Annotated in this window: 21 protein-coding genes; 3 read left to right on the top strand and 18 right to left on the bottom strand. The window is 43.5% G+C overall.

Going from position 1 to position 22,969, the window contains the following annotated elements; translation table 11 throughout:
- Window positions 1-66: 66 nt before the first annotated feature.
- The 10 genes from HMPREF2904_RS08665 to HMPREF2904_RS08620 all read right to left on the bottom strand — a co-directional run bounded on the left by HMPREF2904_RS08665 (window position 67) and on the right by HMPREF2904_RS08620 (window position 9,105).
- Complete coding sequence (locus HMPREF2904_RS08665) at window positions 67-1,830, bottom strand: glycerophosphoryl diester phosphodiesterase membrane domain-containing protein (RefSeq protein ID WP_070662197.1); 1,764 nt, start codon at window positions 1,828-1,830, stop codon at window positions 67-69.
- A gap of 256 nt (window positions 1,831-2,086) precedes the next feature.
- Window positions 2,087-3,232 (bottom strand): FtsX-like permease family protein, encoded by a 1,146-nt coding sequence (locus HMPREF2904_RS08660; protein ID WP_070661963.1) that lies wholly within the window; start codon window positions 3,230-3,232, stop codon window positions 2,087-2,089.
- A gap of 3 nt (window positions 3,233-3,235) precedes the next feature.
- Window positions 3,236-3,916 (bottom strand): ABC transporter ATP-binding protein, encoded by a 681-nt coding sequence (locus HMPREF2904_RS08655; protein ID WP_003007931.1) that lies wholly within the window; start codon window positions 3,914-3,916, stop codon window positions 3,236-3,238.
- Window positions 3,913-4,488, bottom strand: a complete 576-nt coding sequence (locus tag HMPREF2904_RS08650) for a TetR/AcrR family transcriptional regulator (protein ID WP_070661960.1) — start codon at window positions 4,486-4,488, stop codon at window positions 3,913-3,915. Before HMPREF2904_RS08650 ends, HMPREF2904_RS08655 begins: the two co-directional genes overlap by 4 nt.
- A 148-nt stretch (window positions 4,489-4,636) precedes the next feature.
- Window positions 4,637-5,560, bottom strand: coding sequence for an aldo/keto reductase (locus HMPREF2904_RS08645; protein ID WP_070661959.1), 924 nt, complete (start codon window positions 5,558-5,560; stop codon window positions 4,637-4,639).
- A 97-nt stretch (window positions 5,561-5,657) separates the two neighbouring features.
- Window positions 5,658-6,872, bottom strand: a complete 1,215-nt coding sequence (locus tag HMPREF2904_RS08640; RefSeq protein ID WP_070661957.1) for an ABC transporter permease — start codon at window positions 6,870-6,872, stop codon at window positions 5,658-5,660.
- Window positions 6,869-7,762 (bottom strand): ABC transporter ATP-binding protein, encoded by an 894-nt coding sequence (locus HMPREF2904_RS08635; RefSeq protein ID WP_070661955.1) that lies wholly within the window; start codon window positions 7,760-7,762, stop codon window positions 6,869-6,871. The genes HMPREF2904_RS08640 and HMPREF2904_RS08635 overlap by 4 nt, the downstream gene beginning before the upstream one ends.
- An 11-nt stretch (window positions 7,763-7,773) precedes the next feature.
- Window positions 7,774-8,571: a DUF3169 family protein gene (locus HMPREF2904_RS08630; RefSeq protein ID WP_049491060.1), complete on the bottom strand. Its 798-nt coding sequence runs from the start codon at window positions 8,569-8,571 to the stop codon at window positions 7,774-7,776.
- 2 nt (window positions 8,572-8,573) lie between these two features.
- Entirely contained in the window at window positions 8,574-8,783 is a 210-nt protein-coding gene (locus HMPREF2904_RS08625) for a helix-turn-helix transcriptional regulator (protein WP_049522589.1), read from the bottom strand.
- Window positions 8,784-8,796: 13 nt separating this feature from the next.
- Window positions 8,797-9,105: a hypothetical protein gene (locus HMPREF2904_RS08620; protein ID WP_070661953.1), complete on the bottom strand. Its 309-nt coding sequence runs from the start codon at window positions 9,103-9,105 to the stop codon at window positions 8,797-8,799.
- Between the two features lie 236 nt (window positions 9,106-9,341).
- Here HMPREF2904_RS08620 and HMPREF2904_RS08615 point away from each other — a divergent pair, with 236 nt between their 5' ends.
- Window positions 9,342-9,815, top strand: a complete 474-nt coding sequence (locus HMPREF2904_RS08615) for a GNAT family N-acetyltransferase (RefSeq protein ID WP_070661952.1) — start codon at window positions 9,342-9,344, stop codon at window positions 9,813-9,815.
- 491 nt (window positions 9,816-10,306) lie between these two features.
- Here HMPREF2904_RS08615 and pheT read toward each other — a convergent pair whose 3' ends face one another.
- From pheT to trpX, 5 genes are all read right to left on the bottom strand, one after another.
- Window positions 10,307-12,712 (bottom strand): phenylalanine--tRNA ligase subunit beta, encoded by a 2,406-nt coding sequence (gene pheT / locus HMPREF2904_RS08610; protein WP_070661949.1) that lies wholly within the window; start codon window positions 12,710-12,712, stop codon window positions 10,307-10,309.
- 67 nt (window positions 12,713-12,779) lie between these two features.
- Window positions 12,780-13,310: a GNAT family N-acetyltransferase gene (locus tag HMPREF2904_RS08605; RefSeq protein WP_070661946.1), complete on the bottom strand. Its 531-nt coding sequence runs from the start codon at window positions 13,308-13,310 to the stop codon at window positions 12,780-12,782.
- Window positions 13,304-14,359: a phenylalanine--tRNA ligase subunit alpha gene (gene pheS / locus HMPREF2904_RS08600; RefSeq protein WP_003018892.1), complete on the bottom strand. Its 1,056-nt coding sequence runs from the start codon at window positions 14,357-14,359 to the stop codon at window positions 13,304-13,306. The genes HMPREF2904_RS08605 and pheS overlap by 7 nt, the downstream gene beginning before the upstream one ends.
- 314 nt (window positions 14,360-14,673) lie before the next feature.
- The gene (locus HMPREF2904_RS08595; RefSeq protein WP_070661943.1) at window positions 14,674-15,093 is read right to left on the bottom strand and encodes a chromosome partitioning protein ParB; all 420 of its coding nucleotides are present in this window, start codon (window positions 15,091-15,093) and stop codon (window positions 14,674-14,676) included.
- A gap of 123 nt (window positions 15,094-15,216) precedes the next feature.
- The gene (gene trpX / locus HMPREF2904_RS08590; protein WP_037615563.1) at window positions 15,217-16,218 is read right to left on the bottom strand and encodes a tryptophan ABC transporter substrate-binding protein; all 1,002 of its coding nucleotides are present in this window, start codon (window positions 16,216-16,218) and stop codon (window positions 15,217-15,219) included.
- Window positions 16,219-16,733: 515 nt separating this feature from the next.
- On the opposite strand from trpX, the gene HMPREF2904_RS08585 reads away from it, so the two are divergent.
- Window positions 16,734-18,395, top strand: a complete 1,662-nt coding sequence (locus tag HMPREF2904_RS08585) for an Rqc2 family fibronectin-binding protein (protein ID WP_070661940.1) — start codon at window positions 16,734-16,736, stop codon at window positions 18,393-18,395.
- A gap of 192 nt (window positions 18,396-18,587) precedes the next feature.
- Here the strand turns inward: HMPREF2904_RS08585 and budA are convergent, their stop codons facing one another.
- From budA to HMPREF2904_RS08570, 3 genes are all read right to left on the bottom strand, one after another.
- Window positions 18,588-19,304 (bottom strand): acetolactate decarboxylase, encoded by a 717-nt coding sequence (gene budA / locus HMPREF2904_RS08580; RefSeq protein WP_070661938.1) that lies wholly within the window; start codon window positions 19,302-19,304, stop codon window positions 18,588-18,590.
- Between the two features lie 71 nt (window positions 19,305-19,375).
- Window positions 19,376-20,605, bottom strand: coding sequence for a tetratricopeptide repeat protein (locus tag HMPREF2904_RS08575; RefSeq protein WP_070661936.1), 1,230 nt, complete (start codon window positions 20,603-20,605; stop codon window positions 19,376-19,378).
- Window positions 20,595-21,770 carry an AI-2E family transporter gene (locus tag HMPREF2904_RS08570; RefSeq protein WP_021153552.1) on the bottom strand — a complete coding sequence of 392 codons (1,176 nt, stop codon included), beginning with the start codon at window positions 21,768-21,770 and terminating at the stop codon, window positions 20,595-20,597. Before HMPREF2904_RS08570 ends, HMPREF2904_RS08575 begins: the two co-directional genes overlap by 11 nt.
- Window positions 21,771-21,938: 168 nt before the next feature.
- Here HMPREF2904_RS08570 and HMPREF2904_RS08565 point away from each other — a divergent pair, with 168 nt between their 5' ends.
- Entirely contained in the window at window positions 21,939-22,949 is a 1,011-nt protein-coding gene (locus HMPREF2904_RS08565; protein WP_070661933.1) for a lactonase family protein, read from the top strand.
- Window positions 22,950-22,969 lie beyond the last annotated feature (20 nt).

Below are 22,969 nucleotides of genomic sequence, written 5' to 3'. Positions count from 1 at the left end.
GGACGACGAAATCGAATTCTAACGAATGACCGTTTTCCGTCCCACTCTCTCTATGCATATCCTATCTTATTCTTCCTTAGATGTTGCGACGAGATTCAAGAAGCGATCAAAGTAGGACTTGTTTTCTTTCAAATCCTTTTTCAGTCTTTGTGCCTCTGTCAATTCATCCGTAATCAAGCCATCAATGGGTTGTTGCAAATACTTGGTCAACTTTTGCTTGTCATTGATGGTCCAGACATAGAGCTCTTTTTTCATCTCATGGGCTTGTGTCACCAAATCCTCCTGATAAGAAAAGTCTTCAATCGCAAAGAAGTCGACCGAATCCTTTTCAAAGCGACCGAATTGAATGGGAATGACATAGCCGGTCTTGATCTCAGGGGCCTTCTTCTCGACTTTTTCCATGACCGACAGATCCAAAGACATAGCCGGATAGTCTTTTTCAACCCCTAATTCCCGCATCTTCTGCACGAAGAGATCCACATAATTGGCAGGCTCCCCACCATGGGGCTTAAGCTCGACCAAGAGCTTCATCTTCAATTCTTTGGCCCGTTTGACATATTCATCAAATGAAGGGATATGACTCGTGTGTCCATCCTGTTGAATCTTGAGGCCTTGCACCTCAGCTAGGGTCATGTCTTTCACATCCTTGTCCACCCCAGCAAGACGCTTGAGATTGTAGTCATGCATGACGACAAATTGATGGTCCTTAGTGAGAAGGATATCCATTTCCGCATAAGCTGCCTTTCCCTTGGCTGCTGCTTCTAAGGCTTCCAGGGAATTTTCTACCCCTTTGGAGACATCCCCTCGATGGGCGATGAGCTTGACCTGGTCATTCACCTTTAAGGTTGCCAGTTCAAAGGCTGAGATCCCCGATTGGACCATGAGAAAGATCACTGTCAGAGCAAAGAGCCCCTTCATCTTTCGACTGCCTTTCGAGCGAATGACCGATCGGCTCGGTACTTTCCATGCAGAATCCAAGATAATGCCGAGCGACCCCACCTTTGTCAAGACTGTAAAAATAAATAGGAAGGTCCGAATCAAGACCAAGAAGATGGTCTCCACCCAGAAATACTGGCCCTCTTTATCGATCACGGTCAAGGTAAAGACCAAACCCAAGATCAATAAAATCCCTAGAAAGGTTAAGAGAAACTCAAAGGACAGAATTCTCCATAAGAGTCGAAAGCCTCCTCTTTTGGTCATGCTCCAGCTTTTTTTCAAAGCACGACCAAATGGCAATTCCTCCACCACGAGGTTGGGGACCGTATAGATGAGGCGAAGATTGAGATAGATAAAGGTAAGCTGCACCACAAAGAGTCCGATGGAGCCCATCGTAGTCTTTTCAAACTCCCCTGTGATAAAGCTTGGAATATAAAGCCCATCTGTCAAGGTCGATCCAATCAAGACACCTGCGACAGGCAAGGTCAAAAGAAGATAGAGCAGAAAGTAAAGCAGGTTTCTCCCCGACAAATCCTTCAAACGACCAAATGATTGCCGCAAGACTTTTTTAAAGGACAAGTGTCGGTCGGTTCGCGATAGGTAAATGACCGAAATCAGGGTCCGCATCTCCAGCATAAACAAGAAAGCAAAGACCATGATAAAGACCAAAAGAGCCAGCAAGCTCAAGGGATGGCTCATAACAGAGACAAGGTTGTTCTTATCGATATTAGCCTGACCCGCAAGCAAGACTGCCAGATGAAAGAGCCAAGTCAAGGCCGCAGCCCCAATACCAACGACAAATTGTAGCAAAATTCCAATCGCGATAAAGGACCATTTGTTGCGCCAGATCAAATAAAAGGCCCCCTTTAAGTCTTGCCAGTAAGTCCGTTTCATCTCAATCCCTTTCCTTTCTTTCATTCCCTTAGAATAGCGGAAAAGCCTTCTCTTGTCAATGCGTTTCAAAAGAAAGAGAGTGGGACAGAAATCGGTAATTCGTTAGAATTCGATTTCGTCGTCCCACCTCCGAACAGTTGAGTAGGGCTGTAAAAACTGATGAAATCAGCGTAGTAGAGCCCACTCAACCACTGCGTCTTGCTCTACAATCCAAAGACAATTGAGAGGCTCGGACTTTTGTCCCAGACTCTTCTATTTATTCAGCTAAGAGCACTTCTTTAATCGTTTGTTTTTGGAGTTTTCTGTTGGATAGATAAAAGAGGCTTTCATAAACCACCACAAAACCTATTAAAGTCCAAAAGCACACATTCCCATCAAAGTGATGCTCAATCTTTTCAGGAACCGTATCTTTGATCACACCGATCAAAATTTCCATGATGCCATATTGATAAGCTGTCCCAAGAACAAATCCTAAATAAGCCCAGAAACGATAGGGAGCGAGAATATGATTTTGGCATTCCCGATCAGTGTAGCCAAAAGCCTTCATAAGAGCCAAGGTTTCCCGACTTTCAGAGACAACAATTCCCAATGACAAAAAGAGAATCGAGAAAGAAAGGATCAAACCAATCATGATCATCATGGTTTGGATGATATCATCTGTGTAATCCCTGAGGCCAAAGGACAATTGAACCATGGCCGCAAAACACATGGAGCCAAAGACTACAAAAAACAAGATAGATTTTCTTCCCCAAATCAGTGACGAAGCTAGCTCTTTTAAGAAGTCTTTCTCTTTCTTAGGAGCCCTCTTTCTCCTTTGGACCTTGATTGGTGTTGGAGATTTTTTCAATAAGCGAAGCGCTGGCGTTTGTAGTTGTCTTCTAGCATAACCAATCGCGAGAAGCATAAAGAAGGTCGTTGGCAGGATCACCAAGGCAAGCAAGAGCTGCCAATGAAAGTGAATGGTAATTTCTGGCAAAATCCCCTTCTCATTACGGAAGTCGTAAAAATGTCCCATCATGAGAAATGAAGCGAAATAGCCAAGAAGCGCTCCAGCTCCAAAACTGAGCCCGAAGGCCCAAAACCGTTTAGCTAACTGGCCATTGCTGTATCCCAAAGCCTTTAAAATCCCTAATTGTTCCTTGTGGTCATCAACAAATTGTTTGATATAAAAACACATGAGAAGGACCGACGTCAAGGACAAGACAACCCCACTGACCATGGCCACCATCCAGGAAAGCGAAACCTGGGCATCATAGTAGGTCTGCATCATGGGATTGGTTTTCGAAATCTCCAACTGCTCGATATCCAGGTAAAAATTCAAGAAGAGATTGGCCACAAAGACCGCACAAACCCCAATGATACTGACGACAACTAATTTACGAATATCTTTTACTGAAAACATGGCTTACCATCCAATCTCATAAGCAGTCTGAGGCTGATCATTGGTCACAACTTCGGTAATCTTGCCACTATTAACTCGAATGATGGTTCTGGCCATATCCGCAATATTTTGGTTGTGCGTCACCATGATGAGGGTAAAGCCCAGCTTTTCCTTCAGTTTCCAGATATAGTCCAGAATCTTGCGCCCTGTTTCTTCATCGAGGGCTCCCGTCGGCTCATCTAAGAAAAGAATCTCAGGCTTTTTGGCCAAGGCCCGGGCAATAGAGACTCTCTGCTGTTCCCCACCCGACAATTCACTCGGATACTTATCTAGCTTATCGCCAAGTCCCAAATCCTCGATGATCTGCAAAAAATCATGATTGTCTGCCAGGTCAGCTCCCATCTTTACATTTTGTCTGACCGTTAGATTCGGCAATAGATAATACTGCTGGAAAATAAAGGCAATCTTCTCACGTCTAAAGGCTGTCAATTGAGCATCCGTGAGTTGTGATAAATCTTGTCCTTGAATGAGGATATGCCCCTCGTCTACCTTTTCTAAGCCTGATAACACATTTAAGAGAGTTGACTTGCCCGATCCAGAAGGACCAAGGATAACCACATCATCCTGGTCTTGAATCTGCAAATCAATTCCCTTTAAAACCTTGGTTTGGCCGTAACTTTTGTGCACATTTTCTAGTTGAATCATTTCTTTCCTACCATTTCTTTGATGAGAGATTGACAAACCTCTGTCAGTAATCCAATCACTTCTTCCATGCTGAACTGGTAAATACCAGAAGCAACCATAGAGGCCATCCCGTGCGAGTAGATAAAGAGATGCTGGTACAAGCGACCAGCCTCCTCTACAGTCAAAGGATAGTCTGCGACAATCGAAGCCAGAACCAATTGGTAACTATGATCCTTCATGGGAAGAAAATCTTGAAAGCGACGAATCGGCTCTTTGCTAGGATTTTGGAAAAGCAATTGAAAAAGTTGGGGCTCATTTGAGGCGAAAAGGATATAAGCAACCCCGACAGATCGGAAAGGCTTCTCATCTTCTAAGGCCTTACGAATATACTCCACCACGACCATCTCCGCCGCAGCAATAACCTCTGTCTGTAACTCAGCCATATTAGCAAATTGCCCAAAAATGACTCTCGGTGTGGCTCCTAGTTTCTCCGCTAATGCTCGAGCTGTCAAGCTAGCCATGCCCTCTTCTCTCACCAATTGTAAAGCTGTCCCAATGATAGCCTCTTTACTAAATTTAACCTTGGGTGGCATAAGACTCCTTTCAAGCAACGTACGTTGCGCAACACTTGTTGCATAAAGATTACCATAAAAAAGAAAGACTTGTCAAGAAAAAACTGAAAACTACAAAACAAAATACCAGACCACCGATAATAGTGAAATCTGGTTTACTATCAAGATTCTAAGGCAAATCATTTCCCGCCGCCAGGTAGATTTGGTACCATTCCTTGCGCGTTAGGGTAACTTCTGCTGCTTTTCCTGCTTCAAGGACATGCTGGGGTTTGGTCGTTCCGATGACAGCCTGCATCTTTCCTGGATAGCGGAGGACCCAGGCAAGGGCGATAGCTGTCGGTGTGACCTGATATTTTTTCGCCAAGTCAGTAAGGACGTGATTGAGGGCCGCAAACTCTTCCTTGCCGACAAAATTCCCCTTGAAATAACCATGCTGGAGGACAGACCAGGCCTGAATCACCGTATCAGTTAAGCGACAATACTCAAAGACACTACCATCTCGCACGGCTGCTTTAGGGCCTTCCATGTTGACATGAAAACCAGCTTCAAAGCTCGGTGTAAAGGCGGCACTCAACTGCAACTGGTTGACCTTGAGAGGTTGTTTGACAGCCGTTTTGAGCAATTCCATCATCATGGGATTTTGATTGGACACCCCAAAATGACGAACCTTGCCCGCTTGCTCCAAGTGATCAAAAGCTTCCGCCACCTCTTCAGGCTCCATGAGGGCATCCGGTCGATGAAGGAGAAGACTATCTAAGCGCTCGATCTGCAGACGCTCGAGAATGCCATCGACAGAGCCCAAAATATAGTCCTTGGAAAAATCAAAATAGGTAAAGCCGTCTTTGCGAATCCCACACTTGGACTGGATCCACATCTGGTCCCGAAGATCCGGACGACGCTTGAGAACCTTACCCAGCAGTACCTCACACTGGCCATCGCCATAAATATCTGCTAGATCAAAGGTGTTGATCCCAATCGACAAGGCTGCCTCCACCAAGGCCTCCACCTCTTCTTCACTCATCTGACTGATCCGCATCATCCCAAGGACAATCGTGGACAGACGCTCATTTTCAGCAAACTCAATATAGTTCATGTCCGCCTCCTTTTCTGTAGTTCTATTGTAGTGAAAAGGCTTGCAAAAGTCAATTTGCAATCAAAAAGCCCTCAGCTGTTTCTGAGGACTTGTTTGATTAGCGATAGCTAAGAGCACGTTTGATGGTCTTCCATGGTCCGAGGTCATCGGTCTGAAGGATCAGGCTCGCATAGATACGGGCAATGAGAACTGTTCCCACGATGGTAAAGAGAACCGCAATTCCCAATGAACCCCAAGATTCAAGACCAGACGCATAGCCATTAATGGTACGGAAAGGCATGAAGAAGGTTGAGAAGAAAGGAGTGTAGGAACCGATCTTCAATAAGAAGACGTCACCGGCACTTCCCAAGGTGGTTACCCCAAGGAAGCTAAAGATAACTAACATCATCAGTGGTGAAATCGCTTTTCCTGAATCTTCTGGTCGTGCAACTGTAGAGCCTAAGAAGGCAGAGAGCACCACATACATAAAGATCCCAAGGATAATGAAGAAGACGGTATTAAGCGAGATCGCTTCTGCTAGGTGTTGGGTTATAGGAGAGTTTGGAGCGAGAAAATCCTTGACAACTGGGATATCTGCTCTAAAGATCCAAACCGCTACTAGACCAACAACATAGACAAAAATATGGGTAAAGATCACTCCGAAGAGTCCGAGCATGCGTGCGAAGAAATAGTCGGTTGCTTTGATACTAGAGAAGACCACTTCCATGATCTTAGTTCCCTTTTCACTGGCCACTTCTTGGGCTGTGATACTCGAGTAGAAGATCAAAATCATATAAAGCATCATTCCTAGACCACCTGCAACCATGGTTTGCACCATTTTCAAGCCTTCTTTTTTCTCATCAATTTTTTCTTTGAGAGAAACCTGTTGAGACAAGGCTGTCAGTTGCTCTTTGTTTAGATTAGCACGCGCTAGATTGATCCCTTGTTGGACCTGGCTTAATTTCGCAGCGACAAGCGATTTTAAATCTGTTTTCATGGCTTGATCGCCAACATAAGTGGCTTCTAGCTGGCCATCTTTTTCATCGACCGTTAGGTAAGCAGCTGCTTTCTCATCCTTGATGGCTTTTTTAGCTGCAGCTTCATCTTTGTAGTCTAAGGTCAAGCCATCAGTTCCTTTGAGGCTTTCTTTGACAGCTGGCACTTCGGTCACCAAGACCACCTGATTCTTCGCATCTGTAGAAGAATCCGTTAGATAACCGATTCCAACGCCCAATCCTAAAAAGAGGAAGGGACCGAAGACCATGAAGAGAAAACTCCATGATTTCACTTGTCTGATATAGGTTTCTTTCATTACGACAAACATCTGTTTCATACTTCTACTCCTGATTCAAGTTTAAAGATCTCATCAATAGTTGGGGCTTGGTGGTCAAAGGTCGCAAGGTAGTGGCCCTTGGTCAAGCGGTCAAATAATTCTGGACCAGCTGACGCGTCATCCAAGATCAGCTTCCAAGTCCCTTGCTTGGTCATGCTGACCTTGGTCACGTGTGGCAGAGCTTCTAGCTCTTCTTTGCTAAAGTCGTTAGAGACAAAGAGGCGAGTCTTGCCATAGCTATTCCGGACCTCTTGGACAGGCCCTGATAGAACAACCGAACCATCACGGATCATTAGAATATCATCGCACAACTCTTCGACATTGGTCATGACGTGGTCAGAAAAGATAATGGTCGCTCCACGCTCTTTTTCTTCAAAGATGACCTGCTTGAGCACTTCTGTATTGACCGGATCCAAGCCACTAAAGGGTTCATCTAAAATGATCAATTTTGGCTCATGGATCAAGGTGATGATCAGTTGCACCTTCTGTTGGTTCCCTTTTGAGAGGCTCTTGATTTTATCGGTCAATTTTCCTTTTACTTGGAGTTTTTCCATCCAGGTCGGTAATTTTTCCTTGACCTCAGCGGTGCTCATTCCTTTTAAGGCAGCCAAATAGCGGACCTGCTCAAAAATCGTAAGTTTTGGCATAAGACTGCGCTCTTCAGGCAAATAGCCAATCTCCTTGTAGGTCTCTTGGGTGATCGCTTTGCCACCTAGGCGAATCTCGCCGCTGTAGTCCAAAAAGCGCAAGATACTGTGGAAAATAGTTGTTTTCCCGGCACCATTTTTCCCAACTAAGCCAAGGATATGACCTTGTTGAGCTGTCAGATTTACTCCGAAGAGAACCTGCTTATTCCCAAAGCTTTTTTCTAAATTTCTAATTTCTAACATGGATGACTCCTTTACTCTTTATAATAACGTTTGGTAATCTTGTATTGTGAGACCAAGATATAGAGATAAATCAGTGATACCACTACTAATGCTAACAAGATATCTGTATGGAAAGCAATGCCAACTAAGAATATCGCAATTAAGGAAATCGGTAAGATATAATTGCTTAACTTAATGATAATTTCATAGTTTTCCTCGTAGCTAATCTGCTTTTCTGCTTCATCCATCATACTCATCATAAATTCACGCACTTCCTTGGCATTGGCATTGCGGGGAATCGGTTTTCCATAAATCAGATGGAAGGTCTTGCGAAAGAAGATATCCGATAGGAAAAATAGGGCAATCAAGACAAGAAAGAGATAGAGCATGGTAAAGTCTCCAAAGATAAAAGCCATGTCCCCAGCGCCAGGTCTATCTAAGTCGACCAATTGACTATAAAAAATGACGAATAAAAAGTAGGGCAAGATCATGATGCCTTTAAAAATGGTCGCTAAGCCATATAGTTTTTTCTTTTGAATGTCATAGTGATAGGCTTCATCATCGTCTTCTATTTGGAGCATCTTTTGATGGACTTTTCTCGCGCACATCAGTAAGGTTATCGTGAGTATAAATGCGACTAAGAATAAAACTGCTGAGCCCAAAAGGAGTACTTCTTTACTAAAGAAGGATTGGATTTCTAGGGGCTTTTCGTATCCAAACATTTCTGTCAAAAATCCGATAACTCCTCCGATCAAGCCGGAAACTGTAATGATACCTACATTTCTCCAAAAACGGTAACGAGGGGTTCGTTCTTGTTGTTGCTTTTTCATTGTTATTCCTCTTCCTCCACTAGACTAAAGACATTTTCCACAGGTTCCTTGAAAATCTGGGCGATGGTGATGGCAATGATAACCGAAGGGGTGTATTCACCCCGCTCCAAGAGACTGATAGACTGGCGCGAGACTCCAGCTAGCTTGGCTAGCTCAGATTGGTTGAGACTATCACGCGCCCTCAGCTCTTTCAGTCGATTTTTTAAGATCATGGCTTTCGCCCCCTTATAGTTGAATATCTTGAATATCTTCGATACGGACTAATTTGGTTTCTTTTTGTTGTTTATTGGTCTCACGACTCAATTTGACCCAATCTTCATCGATATCCATAATTTCATATTTGGTTCCAAAACCATTTACTGTGACAGTGACCGTTTGGCCTTTCAATTCTTCTAAAAGTCTAGACATGTCTTGATTTCCTTTCACTTGTTTTTCTAATCTTTTGATACGTTTGTTCAACCTTTTTATCTTCTTTTCTGAGCTTGCATAAATGATAACCAGAAAAGGGATAAATAGAATCCATATGGCTCCCATAAGAAAACCTCTCCTTCTTTCAACTAAAATCATTGTAACACTTTTTTCTCTTTTTGACAAGCATGTTTGTCAAAAAAATAAAAATATTTGTCAAAAATAGAAGGATGGTTGACATGGATATTTTGAGGTAAGAAATAAAAAGCCCGCATTTGCGCACCTTTTAACGATCCTTTTTCCATTGACAAGCTCTGTAAAAAATTTTTATAATATAGAAAATACGACTAAGGAGAACCTACATGACGATTCGTTTAGCGCAACCAAAAGATATTCCTGCTTTGATTGGTCTCTTAGAACAGATTCTTTCCGTTCACCACCAAGCTCGTCCCGATATTTTCAAGGAAAGTGGCGGAAAATATAGTGAAGAAGAGTTAGAACAGTTAATGGCGCAAGATCAGACACCGATTTTCGTCTATGAAAATGCGGATGGCCAGATCCTAGGACATCTCTTCGTCACCATTAAAGAAGTCTCTGACAATCCTGTGCTTCATCCGATAAAAACCCTCTTCATCGAGGACTTGTGTGTCGATCAAGCAGCGCGTCGGCAAAAGATTGGTGATCAACTCTATCACTTCGCTGTCAGCTATGCCAAGGAAATCGGCTGCTACAACCTAACTCTTAATGTATGGAATGACAACGAGGGAGCTCTTCGCTTCTACCAAAGACAGGGTATGAAGCCTCAAGAAACCATCATGGAAACCATCATTGACTAATCCTTAAATTCAAAAGAGAGTGGGACAGAAATCGGTAATTCGTTAGAATTCGATTTCGTCGTCCCACCTCCGAACAGTTGAGTAGGGCTGTAAAAACTGATGAAATCAGCGTAGTAGAGCCCACTCAACCACTGCGTCTTGCTCGACAATCCTAAAACAATTGAGAGGCTAGGATTTCTGTCCCACTCTCTTTTTTGATAAGCATGAAAAAAAACAGCTGAGAACTTCTCAACTGTTTAGAATGTAAACAAACTTTTTCACATAAAATAGCCAAAGTAAGGCTGAAAAAATTTGCATGATTTTATACTATCAGACTCATGTAAGAATAAATTGAAACTTTCCGCCGTGAGAAAAGTGCTAGAAACACGATTGTTTCTAGCACTCGGGAGTTTTGAAACCTTAGGTCCAAAACTAAGTCATGGAACTTCTTAGAAGGTCGCTGACGTCCGTACTCACCTAAGGAAAGTTTCTAAGATATTTTGAACTACATCTTAACGCACTTCTGCATTAACTTTTTCTTCAAGTGATGCTTGGATTTTTTCCATGTAGCGAGCGACTTCTTCATCGGTCAAGCTATCTTCTGGATTTTGGAAGGTCAAGCTGTAGGCCATAGACTTCATGCCAAGACCTAGTTTTTCACCTGAGAAGACGTCAAAGAGTTTGATGTCTGTCAAGCGTTTCACGCCAGCAGCTTGAATCGCATCAACCACTTCTTGGTGGGTCACTTCTGCTTTGAGGAGAAGGGCGATATCACGGCTCACGGCTGGGAATTTAGTGATTTCCACAAAGGCTGCGGCTGGTTGAAGAGCTGCTTCAATAGCAGATAAGTTCAATTCTGCCACATAGGTTTCTGGGATAGCATAAGCCTTAGCTGTTACAGGGTGGACTTGCCCCAAGACCCCAATTACTTGGTCACCAAGTGAGATTAGGGCTGTCCGACCTGGGTGGAGACTCTTGATTTCAGATGTTGCTGTATAAGTCACATCAAGACCCAAGCGAGCAAAGAGGGCTTCCAAAATTCCCTTAGCATAGAAGAAGTCAACTGGAACAGCTGCAGTTTGGAAGTCTTTTTCAGCGACTAGGCCAGTTAAAGCAAAGGCAAAGCTGTTGATTTCGTTTGGCAATTCTTCTTTTGGATTACCTGTCTGTTCAAATACTTTTCCGATCTCGTAGAGGGCCAAATCTTTGTTCTTGCGAGCGACGTTGTAAGCTACGGTATCTAAGATCCCTGAGATCATATTTTGACGGAGGACTGAACGATCCACAGTCATTGGCCACATAAGCTCTGTTAAGTTGCTTGGCGATGTAGCGAACTCCACTGCTTTTTCAGGAGTTGTCAGGGCGTAAGTGATGATTTCTGTTAAACCAGCTCCTTCAGCAATGGTCCGAACTTGACGACGGAGTTTTTGAGTCGCTGTCAATTCACCTGCTGTCCCGTCATCTTTTGGAAGGGTTGCTGGTAATTTATCATAACCATAAATCCGAGCAATTTCTTCAAAGAGGTCCGCTTCGATGGTGATGTCCCAACGGCGACGTGGAACGCTGACAGTAAAGGCTTCTGCATTTCCAGAAAGACCAAATCCAAGGCGACGGAAGACATCTTCGACATCTGCGTAGGAAAGCTCAGTTCCAAGAACACGGTTGACGTCAGCAAGAGTTGAAGAAACTTCCACATCTGAAGTATCAAGCTGGCCTGCTGAAACGATTCCCTTACGAACAGTTGCTCCTGCAAGCTCTGCAATCATGCTCGCTGCTGCATCAAGGGCTTCATTGACAGTTGCCACATTGATGCCTTTTTCAAAACGAGAAGATGATTCAGAACGAAGGTTAAGGCGACCGCTAGTCTTACGGATCGATTTGCCATTGAAGACAGCTGCTTCAAGGACAACACGAGTAGATTTTTCAGAGATTTCTGTAGCCTCTCCCCCCAGGACACCTGCAAGGGCTACTGGTTTGTCAGCTACTGTAATCACGAGGTCACTTGTTTCCAACTCACGTTCTTCCCCATCCAAGGTTACCAGTTTTTCGCCAGCACGCGCTTCACGCACACGGATATCAGTTCCTTCAAAGGTATCCAAGTCAAAGGCATGCATAGGTTGACCAAAGTAAAGCAGGATATAGTTGGTCACATCGACCACGTTATTGATGGGACGGATGCCTTCATTCATGAGGAGGTTTTGCAACCATTGTGGACTTGGTGCGATGGTTACATTGTCCAAGATACGAGCTGCATAATAAGGAGCCTTGTCTGTGTCAATGCTGACAGAAAGAGCATCGGCTGCAGCTTGGTCTGTTTCAGACAAAGTAAAGTCTTTGAAATTGACTGCCTTGTCATAGATGGCTGCTACTTCGTGCGCTACCCCACGCATAGAAAGAGCGTCTGCACGGTTTGGAGTGATGGAAAGTTCGATGATTTCATCATCCAAGTCTAGGTAAGAGAAGACTTCTTCTCCTGGAACAGCATCTTCTGGCAAGATTTGGATGCCATCTGCGAATTCTTTTGGTACAACCGAGTCAGAAATTCCTAATTCACCAAGTGAACAGATCATCCCAAGGGATTCCAAGCCACGGATTTTCCCTTTTTTGATCTTGTAGTTGTCCGCGATACGAGCACCTGGAAGAGCCACCATAACCTTGATGCCTGCACGCACATTTGGTGCTCCACAGACGATTTGACGAGCTTCTTCTTCACCCACATTGACTTGGCAGACATGAAGATGAGTTTCTGGCACATCTTCGCAAGACAAGACTTCTCCAACGACAATTTTTGAGAGACCAGCAGCTGGCGATTCCACACCTTCTACTTCGATCCCTGTGGTTGACATTTTTTCAGCCAACTCTTGTGATGGCACATCCACGTCCACCAATTGTTTTAACCATTTATATGATACTAACATAATTCTGATCGTAAGATCCCACTAGGTGAGACCTATTCAATTCCTTTCTCTCAATTTGGACCCACAATTAAGCTTGCGGATTCTCCTTCAAATGTTTGCGCAGCAACCAGTCTGTATCCACGGTTTCCCCTGTGATAAAGTGGTGCTCGCTAAACCGTTCAAATCCGAATTGTTTGTAAAAGTTTTGGGCCTTAAAATTTCGTTCCCAGACACCCAGCCAGGCCCAGTCAAATCCACGGTTTTGAGCCTCTTTCAAGGCAAAGGTAAACATTTCCTTGCCATAGCCCTTGCCATGATGTTCTTTTTTGACATAGATGCGCTGGATTTCAAAAGCATTGTCCATCTCTACTGGCTCTGTTTGTGCCTTGCCCCAGTTAAACTTGAGAAAACCACAAATTTCCTGATTGTGATCAAGGACAAAATAGGTCTCTGATTCCGGGTCTGCCAAATCCTTTTGGATTTGCTCTAGCGATAAAACCGTCTGGTAGTAATCTTCCATATCGGCATCCGAGATGTAAGGACCAAAGGTATCCCCGTAGGTTTCCACCTCTAATTCCCTTAAAATTTGAAATTCATTCGGCTTAACTTTTACTAACATGATGATTTAAATTGTTCTGAAAAACGGATATCTCCTTGGTAGAAGCCACGGATATCATTGATTCCGTAACGAAGCATAGCCACACGCTCTTGACCGAGTCCAAAGGCAAATCCTGAATAAACTGTTGGGTCAATCCCACTCATCTCAAGGACGCGTGGGTGAACCATACCGGCTCCCATGATTTCAATCCAACCAGTTTTCTTACATACGTTACATCCAGCTCCACCACATTTGAAGCAAGAAACGTCTACTTCAACCGATGGCTCGGTAAATGGGAAGTAAGAAGGACGCAAACGGATTTGACGTTCTGCCCCAAACATTTTTTGCACAATCAATTGAAGCGTTCCTTGAAGGTCTGCCATAGAAATGTTCTTCCCAACAACCAAACCTTCGATCTGATGGAACTGGTGGCTGTGGGTCGCATCATCTGTATCCCGACGGAAAACACGCCCTGGAGAGATCATCTTCAATGGTCCCTTGCTAAAGTCATGCGCATCCATCGCCCGCGCCTGTACTGGTGAGGTATGGGTCCGAAGCAAGATTTCTTCTGTGATATAGAAGGTATCCTGCATATCCCGCGCAGGGTGATCTTTAGGCAGATTCATGCGTTCAAAGTTGTAGTAGTCTTGCTCCACTTCAAAGCCATCCACGACTTGGTAACCCATTCCGATAAAGATATCTTCGATTTCTTCACTGGTTTGGGTCAAGATATGACGGTAACCACTAGCAACCGGACGCCCTGGAAGCGTCACATCGATACTTTCGCTAGCTAGTTTAGCTTGGACTTTCTTTTCTTCCAAGAGTTTGGTTGTTTCTTCAAAAGCAGCCGTCAAGACATCGCGAGCTTCATTGACGTGTTTCCCGATAACCGGACGCATCTCAGCAGAGACATCTTTCATCCCTTTGAGGATCTCAGTCAAAGATCCTTTTTTCCCAAGGACAGAGACCCGTAGTTCTTGCAATTCTTTTTCATTTTCAGCAGAGATCTGCTTCAAAGCTGCCAGCGTTTCTTCGCGAAGCGCTTTTAATTGTTCTTCAATCGTTGACATATTTCCTCCACCATGGTCCCTCTACAGACATAGAAAAAACCACGCGCCAACACCCACATTCGGAGCGTTGACACGCGGTACCATCCGTTTTTATCTGTAAACCAGACCTTAATTTCTAAATCCTTTACGCAAGTGAATTCACTCAGCTTTCATGCAAAGAGCTTTCAGTCACGGCCCTTCTCCCTGTCGCACTTCCATTGAGATACTAGTCTTGCAGATTTCTATTCGATTACTATCTAGTTTAGCAGATTTTTTGTTAAAAAACAAGTTAGATGAGACTAATTTCAATAGACAAAGGAACAAGAGGCAGTGCATTATCTATTTACCTTGTCTGTTGCATCTGCTTTCTTCTTCAATAGAAGAGTGGCTGCTTGGTTAAAACCATCACACCAGTTATACCATTTTGCTTCATACTCATCTTGAGGTAAGATACGATGTTTTAAATCCAAAACAGAGGTTATCTTTCTTTCCTCGCAAGCTTGCGCATAGAGAGCATACAACTCATCGCCACCATCTCTATCAAGCTCAGCAGAAATCATATCCCGACCTGCCAATAAAGCCTGATAAGCCCTGTGATGCCCGTCTGTAATCAAGAAGCGATTTCCAAATGCAAGAACACTAATTGGATCTACATTGATGATGTCTGCCGACTGATCCAGCATCTGAATAGCTTGTAACTTCTTTTCTGATAAATATAGTTGGGTCGGATGAAGATCTGTTATATTAACTTCCATATCTTTCTCCTCTATCATGAGTAACAAAGCTGGTCGTGAGCACTGGTAAACATTTTTAAATATCACAATTTAAAGACCTACCAATGCTAAATTCCCCTGCCATTCTTGTGATTCGTTTCCTTTTTATTTAATGACTTGTCCAGCATCTTTCAAGACAGATTCTGGAATAGTAATGCCCAATTCATCAGCGACTTTTTTATTGATGACAGATTTTCCTTGGCTAAAGATTTCAACAGGTGTATCCGCAGGTTTTTGACCTTTCAAGATCTTCGCAGCCATTTTACCAGTTGCTACTCCAAGATCATGTTGGTCGACAACGACTGAACCAAGACCACCCGCTTCTACCATAGCTGTCGCACTTGGGAAGATTGGTTTTTTAGCTGTTTTGTTTGCTTCGACTACAGTTGAGAAGGCTGAAGCGATGGTGTTGTCAATTGGAACCCAGATGGCATCCACTTTCCCAGTCATCACAGATACTGTTGAAGCAATTTCATTTGTAGAAGGTACTGAATAAGGAACCACCTTGTAACCTGCTTTTTCAGCCAATTTTGTAAATTCTTCTACTTGCGTTTTAGAATTATCCTCACTGGTTGAGTATAGGATTCCGATTGTTTTCACGTTTGGAGTCAACTCTTTGATCAATTTCAACTGTTGCTCAGTTGGATTGTGGTCAGATACCCCAGTGATATTGCCACCTGGTTTTTTTAAATCTTTGACCAATTTAGCACCGACCGGATCGGTGATAGCACCCATGACAATTGGTTTGTCTTTGGTTGCACTAGCCAAACCTTGAGCAGATGGAGTTGCAATCCCAATCAAGACTTGGTTATCCTTGTCTACCAATTGTTTACTCATGGTCGCAACTTTGTTTTGGTCGCCTTCTGCATTGAGGAAATCAATGTCCACTTTGTCCTTGTCATAACCTTCTTCAGCTAAACCATCTTGAATCCCTTTGTAGATCAAGTCGAGCGAAGGGTGGCTGACCAACTGCAAGACCCCAACTTTAGCCTTTTCATTGCTGCTTGCTGCCTTGTTGTCCTTGCCTGCTGTAGCTGAATAGATCGCTGTCCCAATGACTGCAGCTGCAATCAAACCAATAATTCCCATTAACCGTTTATTTTTCATTTTTAATTCCTCTTCTATTTTTCATTTTCTTCTTTTTTTTCCATCATCTAAAGACTGCGACGCCATCGTTTCTTCATATCTTTTCTCCATTCTCATCTAAAACAAAAAACACGCCCACACATAGCAACAGCTATGTGAGGACGTGTCATCGCGGTGCCACCTCACTTATGGGAAAAGGATAGTCTCCCCCATATCTCTGTCTTGTCTAGCAACAAGTTGCACGATAAGGTGTGCCAACCGAATTTTTATTGTTTCAAATTCATCTCATCATTAGTCCAATTTCATAAACTGCCGCTACCCACTCTCAGCAACCGTAGGCTCTCTTGAAACTTTCATTTACTACTTTTCTAATTTCTTACATTTTAAAATTTTCTTTCAAAAATGTCAATACTTTTTCTGCATTTTTTTGAAAACGTTCGCATTTTCTATTGAACAGCCTCTTGCTTCTTTCTGGGATTTCCGCTCTAATTTTGATATAATTTACTAGAATAAACGCTAGAATGATGAGGAATCCCATGTCTTTTGATGGATTTTTTTTACACCATATGGTGCGAGAATTGAAGGTCGAACTCTTGAGTGGTCGCATTCAAAAAATTAACCAACCTTTCGAGCAAGAATTGGTACTCCAAATCCGAGGCAATCGGAAAAACCAAAAACTCTTGCTCTCTGCCCATTCTGTCTTTGGACGGATTCAACGGACCCAGACCAACTTTGAAAATCCTGCCTTTCCCAATACCTTTATTATGGTTATGCGCAAATATCTTCAAGGCGCTGTCATTGAAGGGATTGAGCAAATGGAAAACGACCGGATTCTTGAAATCCGTGTCTCCAATAAAAACGAAATTGGAGATGCTATTTCTGTCAGCCTCATGATCGAAATCATGGGCAAGCACAGTAATATTGTTCTCCTGGACCGTACCAGCAATAAAATCATCGAAGCCATCAAACATGTCGGCTTCTCACAAAATAGCTACCGGACCATTCTCCCTGGATCAACCTATGTAGCTCCTCCGAAAACCGACGCGGTCAATCCTTTTACAATTGGAGATGAAGCCCTCTTTGCCCTTCTTCACAAGGAAGAATTAAGCCCAAAGAACCTTCAAAAATGTTTCCAAGGTTTGGGGCGAGATACGGCTCAAGAATTAGCCAAGAGACTTGAGACGGATGAAAAATTAAAGACCTTCCGTGCCTTTTTCCAAGCTCCAACTGAGCCACGTCTAACAACCAAATCCTTCTCGGCTATCCCCTTTGCAGATGCGACCAATCAAACTTTTGAGACACTTTCCGATCTGCTGGATGACTATTACCGAGACAAGGCTGAGCGTGATCGGGTGCAACAACAGGCCAGTGAATTGATCCGAAAGGTTGAAAACGATCTTGAAAAGAACCGAAAAAAATTAGCCAAGCAAGAGGCGGAGTTAGCGGCGACCGACAATGCGGAAGAATTCCGCCAAAAAGGAGAATTGCTGACAACCTTCCTCCATCAGGTACCAAACGACCAAGACCAGGTTGTTTTGGATAATTACTATACCAATGAACCGATCACCATTCAACTTAACAAGGCCCTGACCCCCAATCAAAATGCCCAACGCTACTTTAAACGCTACCAGAAGTTAAAAGAAGCCGTCAAACATTTGACCATCCTCATTCAAGAAACCAAGGAAACCATTTCTTATCTTGAAACGGTTGAAACAGCCCTTTCTCAAGCGAGCTTAGCTGAGGTGGCAGAAATTCGAGAAGAGCTAATCCAGACCGGCTTTATCAAACGGCGCAACCGTGAAAAAATTCATAAACGGAAAAAACCAGAAAAATACCTGGCTAGTGATGGAAAAACCATTATTTTAGTGGGTCGTAATAATCTGCAAAACGATGAACTGACCTTTAAGATCGCTAAGAAAGATGAACTCTGGTTCCATGCCAAAGATATCCCGGGAAGCCACGTCGTCATTACAGGAAATCTAAATCCATCGGATGAAGTGAAGACCGACGCTGCAGAGTTGGCGGCCTACTATTCCAAGGCCCGTCTCTCAAACCTGGTCCAAGTAGATATGATCGAAGCTAAGAAACTCAATAAACCAACTGGTGGAAAGCCCGGCTTTGTCACCTACACTGGCCAGAAGACTCTGCGGGTCACCCCAGAAGAAGAAAAAATCAAAGCCATGAAACTAACAGACTGATTTCAAAAATAAAAGAGAGTGGGACAGAAATCGGTAATTCGTTAGAATTCGATTTCGTCGTCCCACCTCCGAACAGTTGAGTAGGGCTGTAAAAACTGATGAAATCAGCGTAGTAGAGCCCACTCAACCACTGCGTCTTGCTCGACAATTCAAAGATAATTGAGAGGCTAGGACTTTTGTCCCAGCCTCTTTTTATTCTGCTTTATGGATGTCTTCTTTGACCTCATCAACATTGAATTTGGCAAAGAGGTACTGACGGTCTTGAACTGGGAAACGTTGATCCAGCTGATCGATGGCTCCCACCTCTACAATCCCTTCTGAGATGACAAAATCCATGACATGGCCACCAAAGGTGTGGTCATCTGAAATAAAGTGCAAATGATAACCAGCTACACTCACGCCATGGAAAATTTCGGGTGTCCAAAAACCGACGATGGTTCCAGTGACATTTTCCCGTGTATACTCTGGCTGATGGGTTGCAACCTCTGCAAACTTCATCTCTGGTGTTGATTTTGGAATCATACGGACATGCATCTTGGCAAAGTCACCACGTATCTTAATGGAGCGGAAAAGATTTTCCCCATCATAATAAGACTCAATACGAGCTTCCAATTCCTCGTCCGTCATTTCAAAGCGTTGGCGGAAAATCACTTCTGCTTGGTGAGGGACGACTGCTGCATAAGGAACCTTGGCTTCCGGAGAAACTTCGACAATCTCAGGATGGTCCCCTGATCCCTTGGCCTGATATGCCTTACCATCTAATACGATCAACTCTCCATCAATAGAATCAAGCGTCCCAACTCCTAGATCTCCGTGTTCCAAGAGTTCTCCAATCGTAAATGACCCCCCGTACAGACCCGCCATTAGGGCTCCTAAGGTATTGTATTGAAAAAGTTTCACTGGTTCCATGTTTTTCTCTCCTCATTCTATCTTCTACCAGTATACCACAAACTATTCCGAATCTTCACGATATGGTTTTATTAGAGGCTATCATAGAGGGTTTGCATCTGCACATCGTCTGGTACGATGGCCAAATACTGATTAGCCACTTCACGCGCCTTCGTCACATCTCCAGCCTCACGCAACAGATAAACATAGGCTTCGAGGAACTCTGGGTTGTCCTTTAAGTCCTCATAGAGCTCTTGGTAGGCTGAGACGGCCTCTTCTGTTTTCTCCAAGGCAGCCAAGGCACGGGCAATGTTCCAGCGGGTGACAACCGTTTCGACTTCTTCATTTTGCCAAGCCAAGACTTGGTCAAAGCGTTCCTGTTCCAAATAAAGGGTGGTCAGGCGAAGAGCAATCTCTTCGAGATCATCTGCCACTTCTTTAGCCTCTAAGAGATAGGCTTCTGCCTGTTCAGGCTGGTGAAGTTCATAAGAAAGCTGAGAAGCAAGAAGCTTCAATTGGGCATCAAAGGGATTCTTCTGGATCCCTTGTTTAGCAATCTCAAGCGCTTTTTCACGGTCATTTTCAGCCTGTAAAGCCAAGGCATAACCATACTCATAGCCCTCAAAATCAGGCGACAAGGTATCAATTTGTTTGTAGTAGATCAGGGCTTTTTGGAATTCTTCTTGGTCAGACAATAGGGTCGCTAATTCGTAAGCAATCTGGTCATCAAACTCAATCTCCAGAGCTTTCTCTAAGAAAGGAACAGCTGCTTCAAACTTACCAAGATTGGCATAGGCAAAACCAATCCGTTGATAGGTGGAAATTCCTGTTGCTTCCAAAATCTCCCGATTGTCTAACTGAGCATACTCTTGGATAGCCTCTTGGTAGCGTTCCAATTCCAGATCAATTTCAGCTAGCCCTAATTGAATGATGGGATCATCAGACAAATGAGCAGCTTCAACTAATTTTTCACGCGCCACATCTGCGAGGCCTTCTAGCTGATAAAGATCTGCCTTGACCAAGAGACTGGCTACATACCAGTTAGACTCAGGGCCAATTTCTTCTAAATAAGCAAAGGCCTTTTCCATTTGACCTTCCTCTGCAAGGATGGTTGCCAAACTTAGATACACTTCTGGATAGGTTTCTGCAATCTGTTCATAGATCTCTTTTGCCTGAGGGTAAAAACCGATACTTTCAAGATATTGACCCAAATCCAATAATTGTGCTTCACTATCTTCTAACAAGGCCTGTTGAAATTGAACTTCTGCCTCTTCTAGCTCTTGCCGATCGAGAGCTTCTACCATTTGTTGACTATGACTCACTGTGTGTTTCCTCTTCTACTTCATTATGTTCTTCATACAAGCCACTGACGACCTTATACCATTCAAAGATAGCTCCGATCACCACCTTAGCAGATGCATAGACTGGAATTCCCAGGAAAACTCCCCAGATTCCAAACATAGATCCTGATGTCAAGAGCACAAATAAGATGGTAATCGGATGGATATTTAGCTGGCTTCCCAAAACCAAAGGTGATACAAAACGTCCTTCAATGGTTTGCTCCACTGCAAATACAATCAAGACCTTGATAAACATCTCTGGTCCTGCTACCAAGCCCAATACTAAGGCAGGTAACATGGCTAAGAAACTACCCAAGTATGGGATCAAATTCAAGATCCCCGCAGAAATCCCTAGTGTCACCGCATAGCGCAAGCCAATGATCTTAAAGAAGATGATGAACATAATGGCGACGACAATGGCTACCGTAATTTGCCCTCGAACGTAGTTGGAGAGTTGGGTATTGACATCTGAGAGAACTTGTTCCGCCGATTTACGAATCTTAGTCGGTAAGAAGCGAACAATGTGGCCCTTTAAATTTTTTCCATCTCGAAGAAGATAAAAGACAATAAAAGGCATGATGATCAAGGCAACAATAACTTGCGAAGCCACTCCGATCAAGTTGCTGACCCAATTGACAGCCCGCCCAGAGATCGAACTCGCCCAAGAAGTAATGTTTGCAGACAGTTCCTTAGTGATCTCATCTAACTGGGGCTTGATATCAGAAGAGACGCGATTATCTAGAAAATCATCGATGGTTGCATTGGCCTTTTCCAAATAAGTTGGCAGGTTATGAAAGAAACTCACCACTTGTCGTTGGACGGATGGAATCACTACAGCTAGACCCCAAATTAAAAGCACTGCAATCAAGAAAAAGACAAAGGAAATCGCAAAAATCCGCTTGAGTCCTTTTCTTTCAAGAAAGTCAACAATAGGGTTGAGCAGGTAATAGAGCAAACCAGAGATAATAACAGGCAGCATGACTGCTCCTGCAAACTCAAAAATAGGAATAAAAATAAAGGTGATTTTACTCAAAACCAAAAGGTTCAAGCCCAACAGCAAGGTAACTAAAAATACGGTAATGGCCTTGTTGTCTAAAAACCATCTAAAAAACCAGGACAAACTAAACTGTTTTTCTTTATTATCCACAGAGAACTCCTTTTCATTTCAATCTGTTTCTATTTTAGCATTTTTTGAGCTTGAAGTTACGAAAAAACTAGCAAAATAAGAAAGAAAGGCCCTCCCCTTTTCAACTAGCAATTGCCTTCCAATAGGACCTTTGATATAATAAACCTAACAAATCATACGAGGTGACCTATGTCTCAAACCATTTATTTCGGTACCTATACCAAAAAAGAATCCAAAGGAATTTACAAGGCACAATTTGACCCTGAAACAGGGACATTGAGCCAACTTGAACTAGTGGCCGCTGAGCCCAATCCAACCTATATCGCTTTTTCTGAAAAAGGCAACCTCTACAGTGTCGGAGCTGAAGAGGGAAAAGGAGGAATCGCAAGTTTTACAGCTGATTTTCAGCCACTCAATCACGTTGTTGAAGAGGGCGCTCCACTCTGCTATGTCTCTGTCGATGACAAGCGTCAACTGGTCTATGGAGCCAACTATCACAAAGGCCAAGTTCTCGTATATCAGCTAGAGGCAGATGGGCGTTTGTTCTTTGTCGATCAAGACACCCACCAAGGAAGTGGTCCTCATGCCAATCAAGCAAGTCCACATACCCACTATGCAGCCCTTACACCAGATCAATACCTGATCACGTGTGACCTAGGAACAGACAGTTTACATGTCTATGATGTCAGTGAGGAAGGAAAACTGACCCTGATCAATCAGTATCAAACAGCTCCAGGGGCAGGACCTCGTCACTTGGTCTTTCATCCTCACTATAAGACTGCTTATCTCATCAATGAATTAAATGCTACGATCGATGTACTCTTTTATGATGGTATGGGTGAATTCGAACACTTCCAAACCCTTTCCACACTTCCATCAGACTACGATGGTCAAAAATGGGCTTCTGCGATCAAGCTCTCAGCTGATGGAAAATTCCTCTATGCATCTAACCGTGCTCACAATTCCATCGCTGTCTTCAAAGTTGTGGCTGATAGTAGCCTAGAACTCATTGAAATTGTTCCAACTCAAGGCCTCAATCCACGTGATTTCACGCTTAGCCCTGATCAAAACTATTTGATCGCAGCCCATCAAGATTCACCTAATGCCACCGTCTTCAAGCGAGATCCTACTAGCGGAAAATTGACCCTTCTATCCGACGACTTCTATGTTCCAGAGGCCGTTTGTACGGTTTTTCATTAAGTCGTTTTAGTTGTCAAACC

Source organism: Streptococcus sp. HMSC072G04, from assembly GCF_001813295.1.
Classification (GTDB): Bacteria; Bacillota; Bacilli; order Lactobacillales; family Streptococcaceae; genus Streptococcus.
Note: the sequence above shows the minus strand (reverse complement) of the source record. Positions and strands in the feature narration are given on the sequence as shown.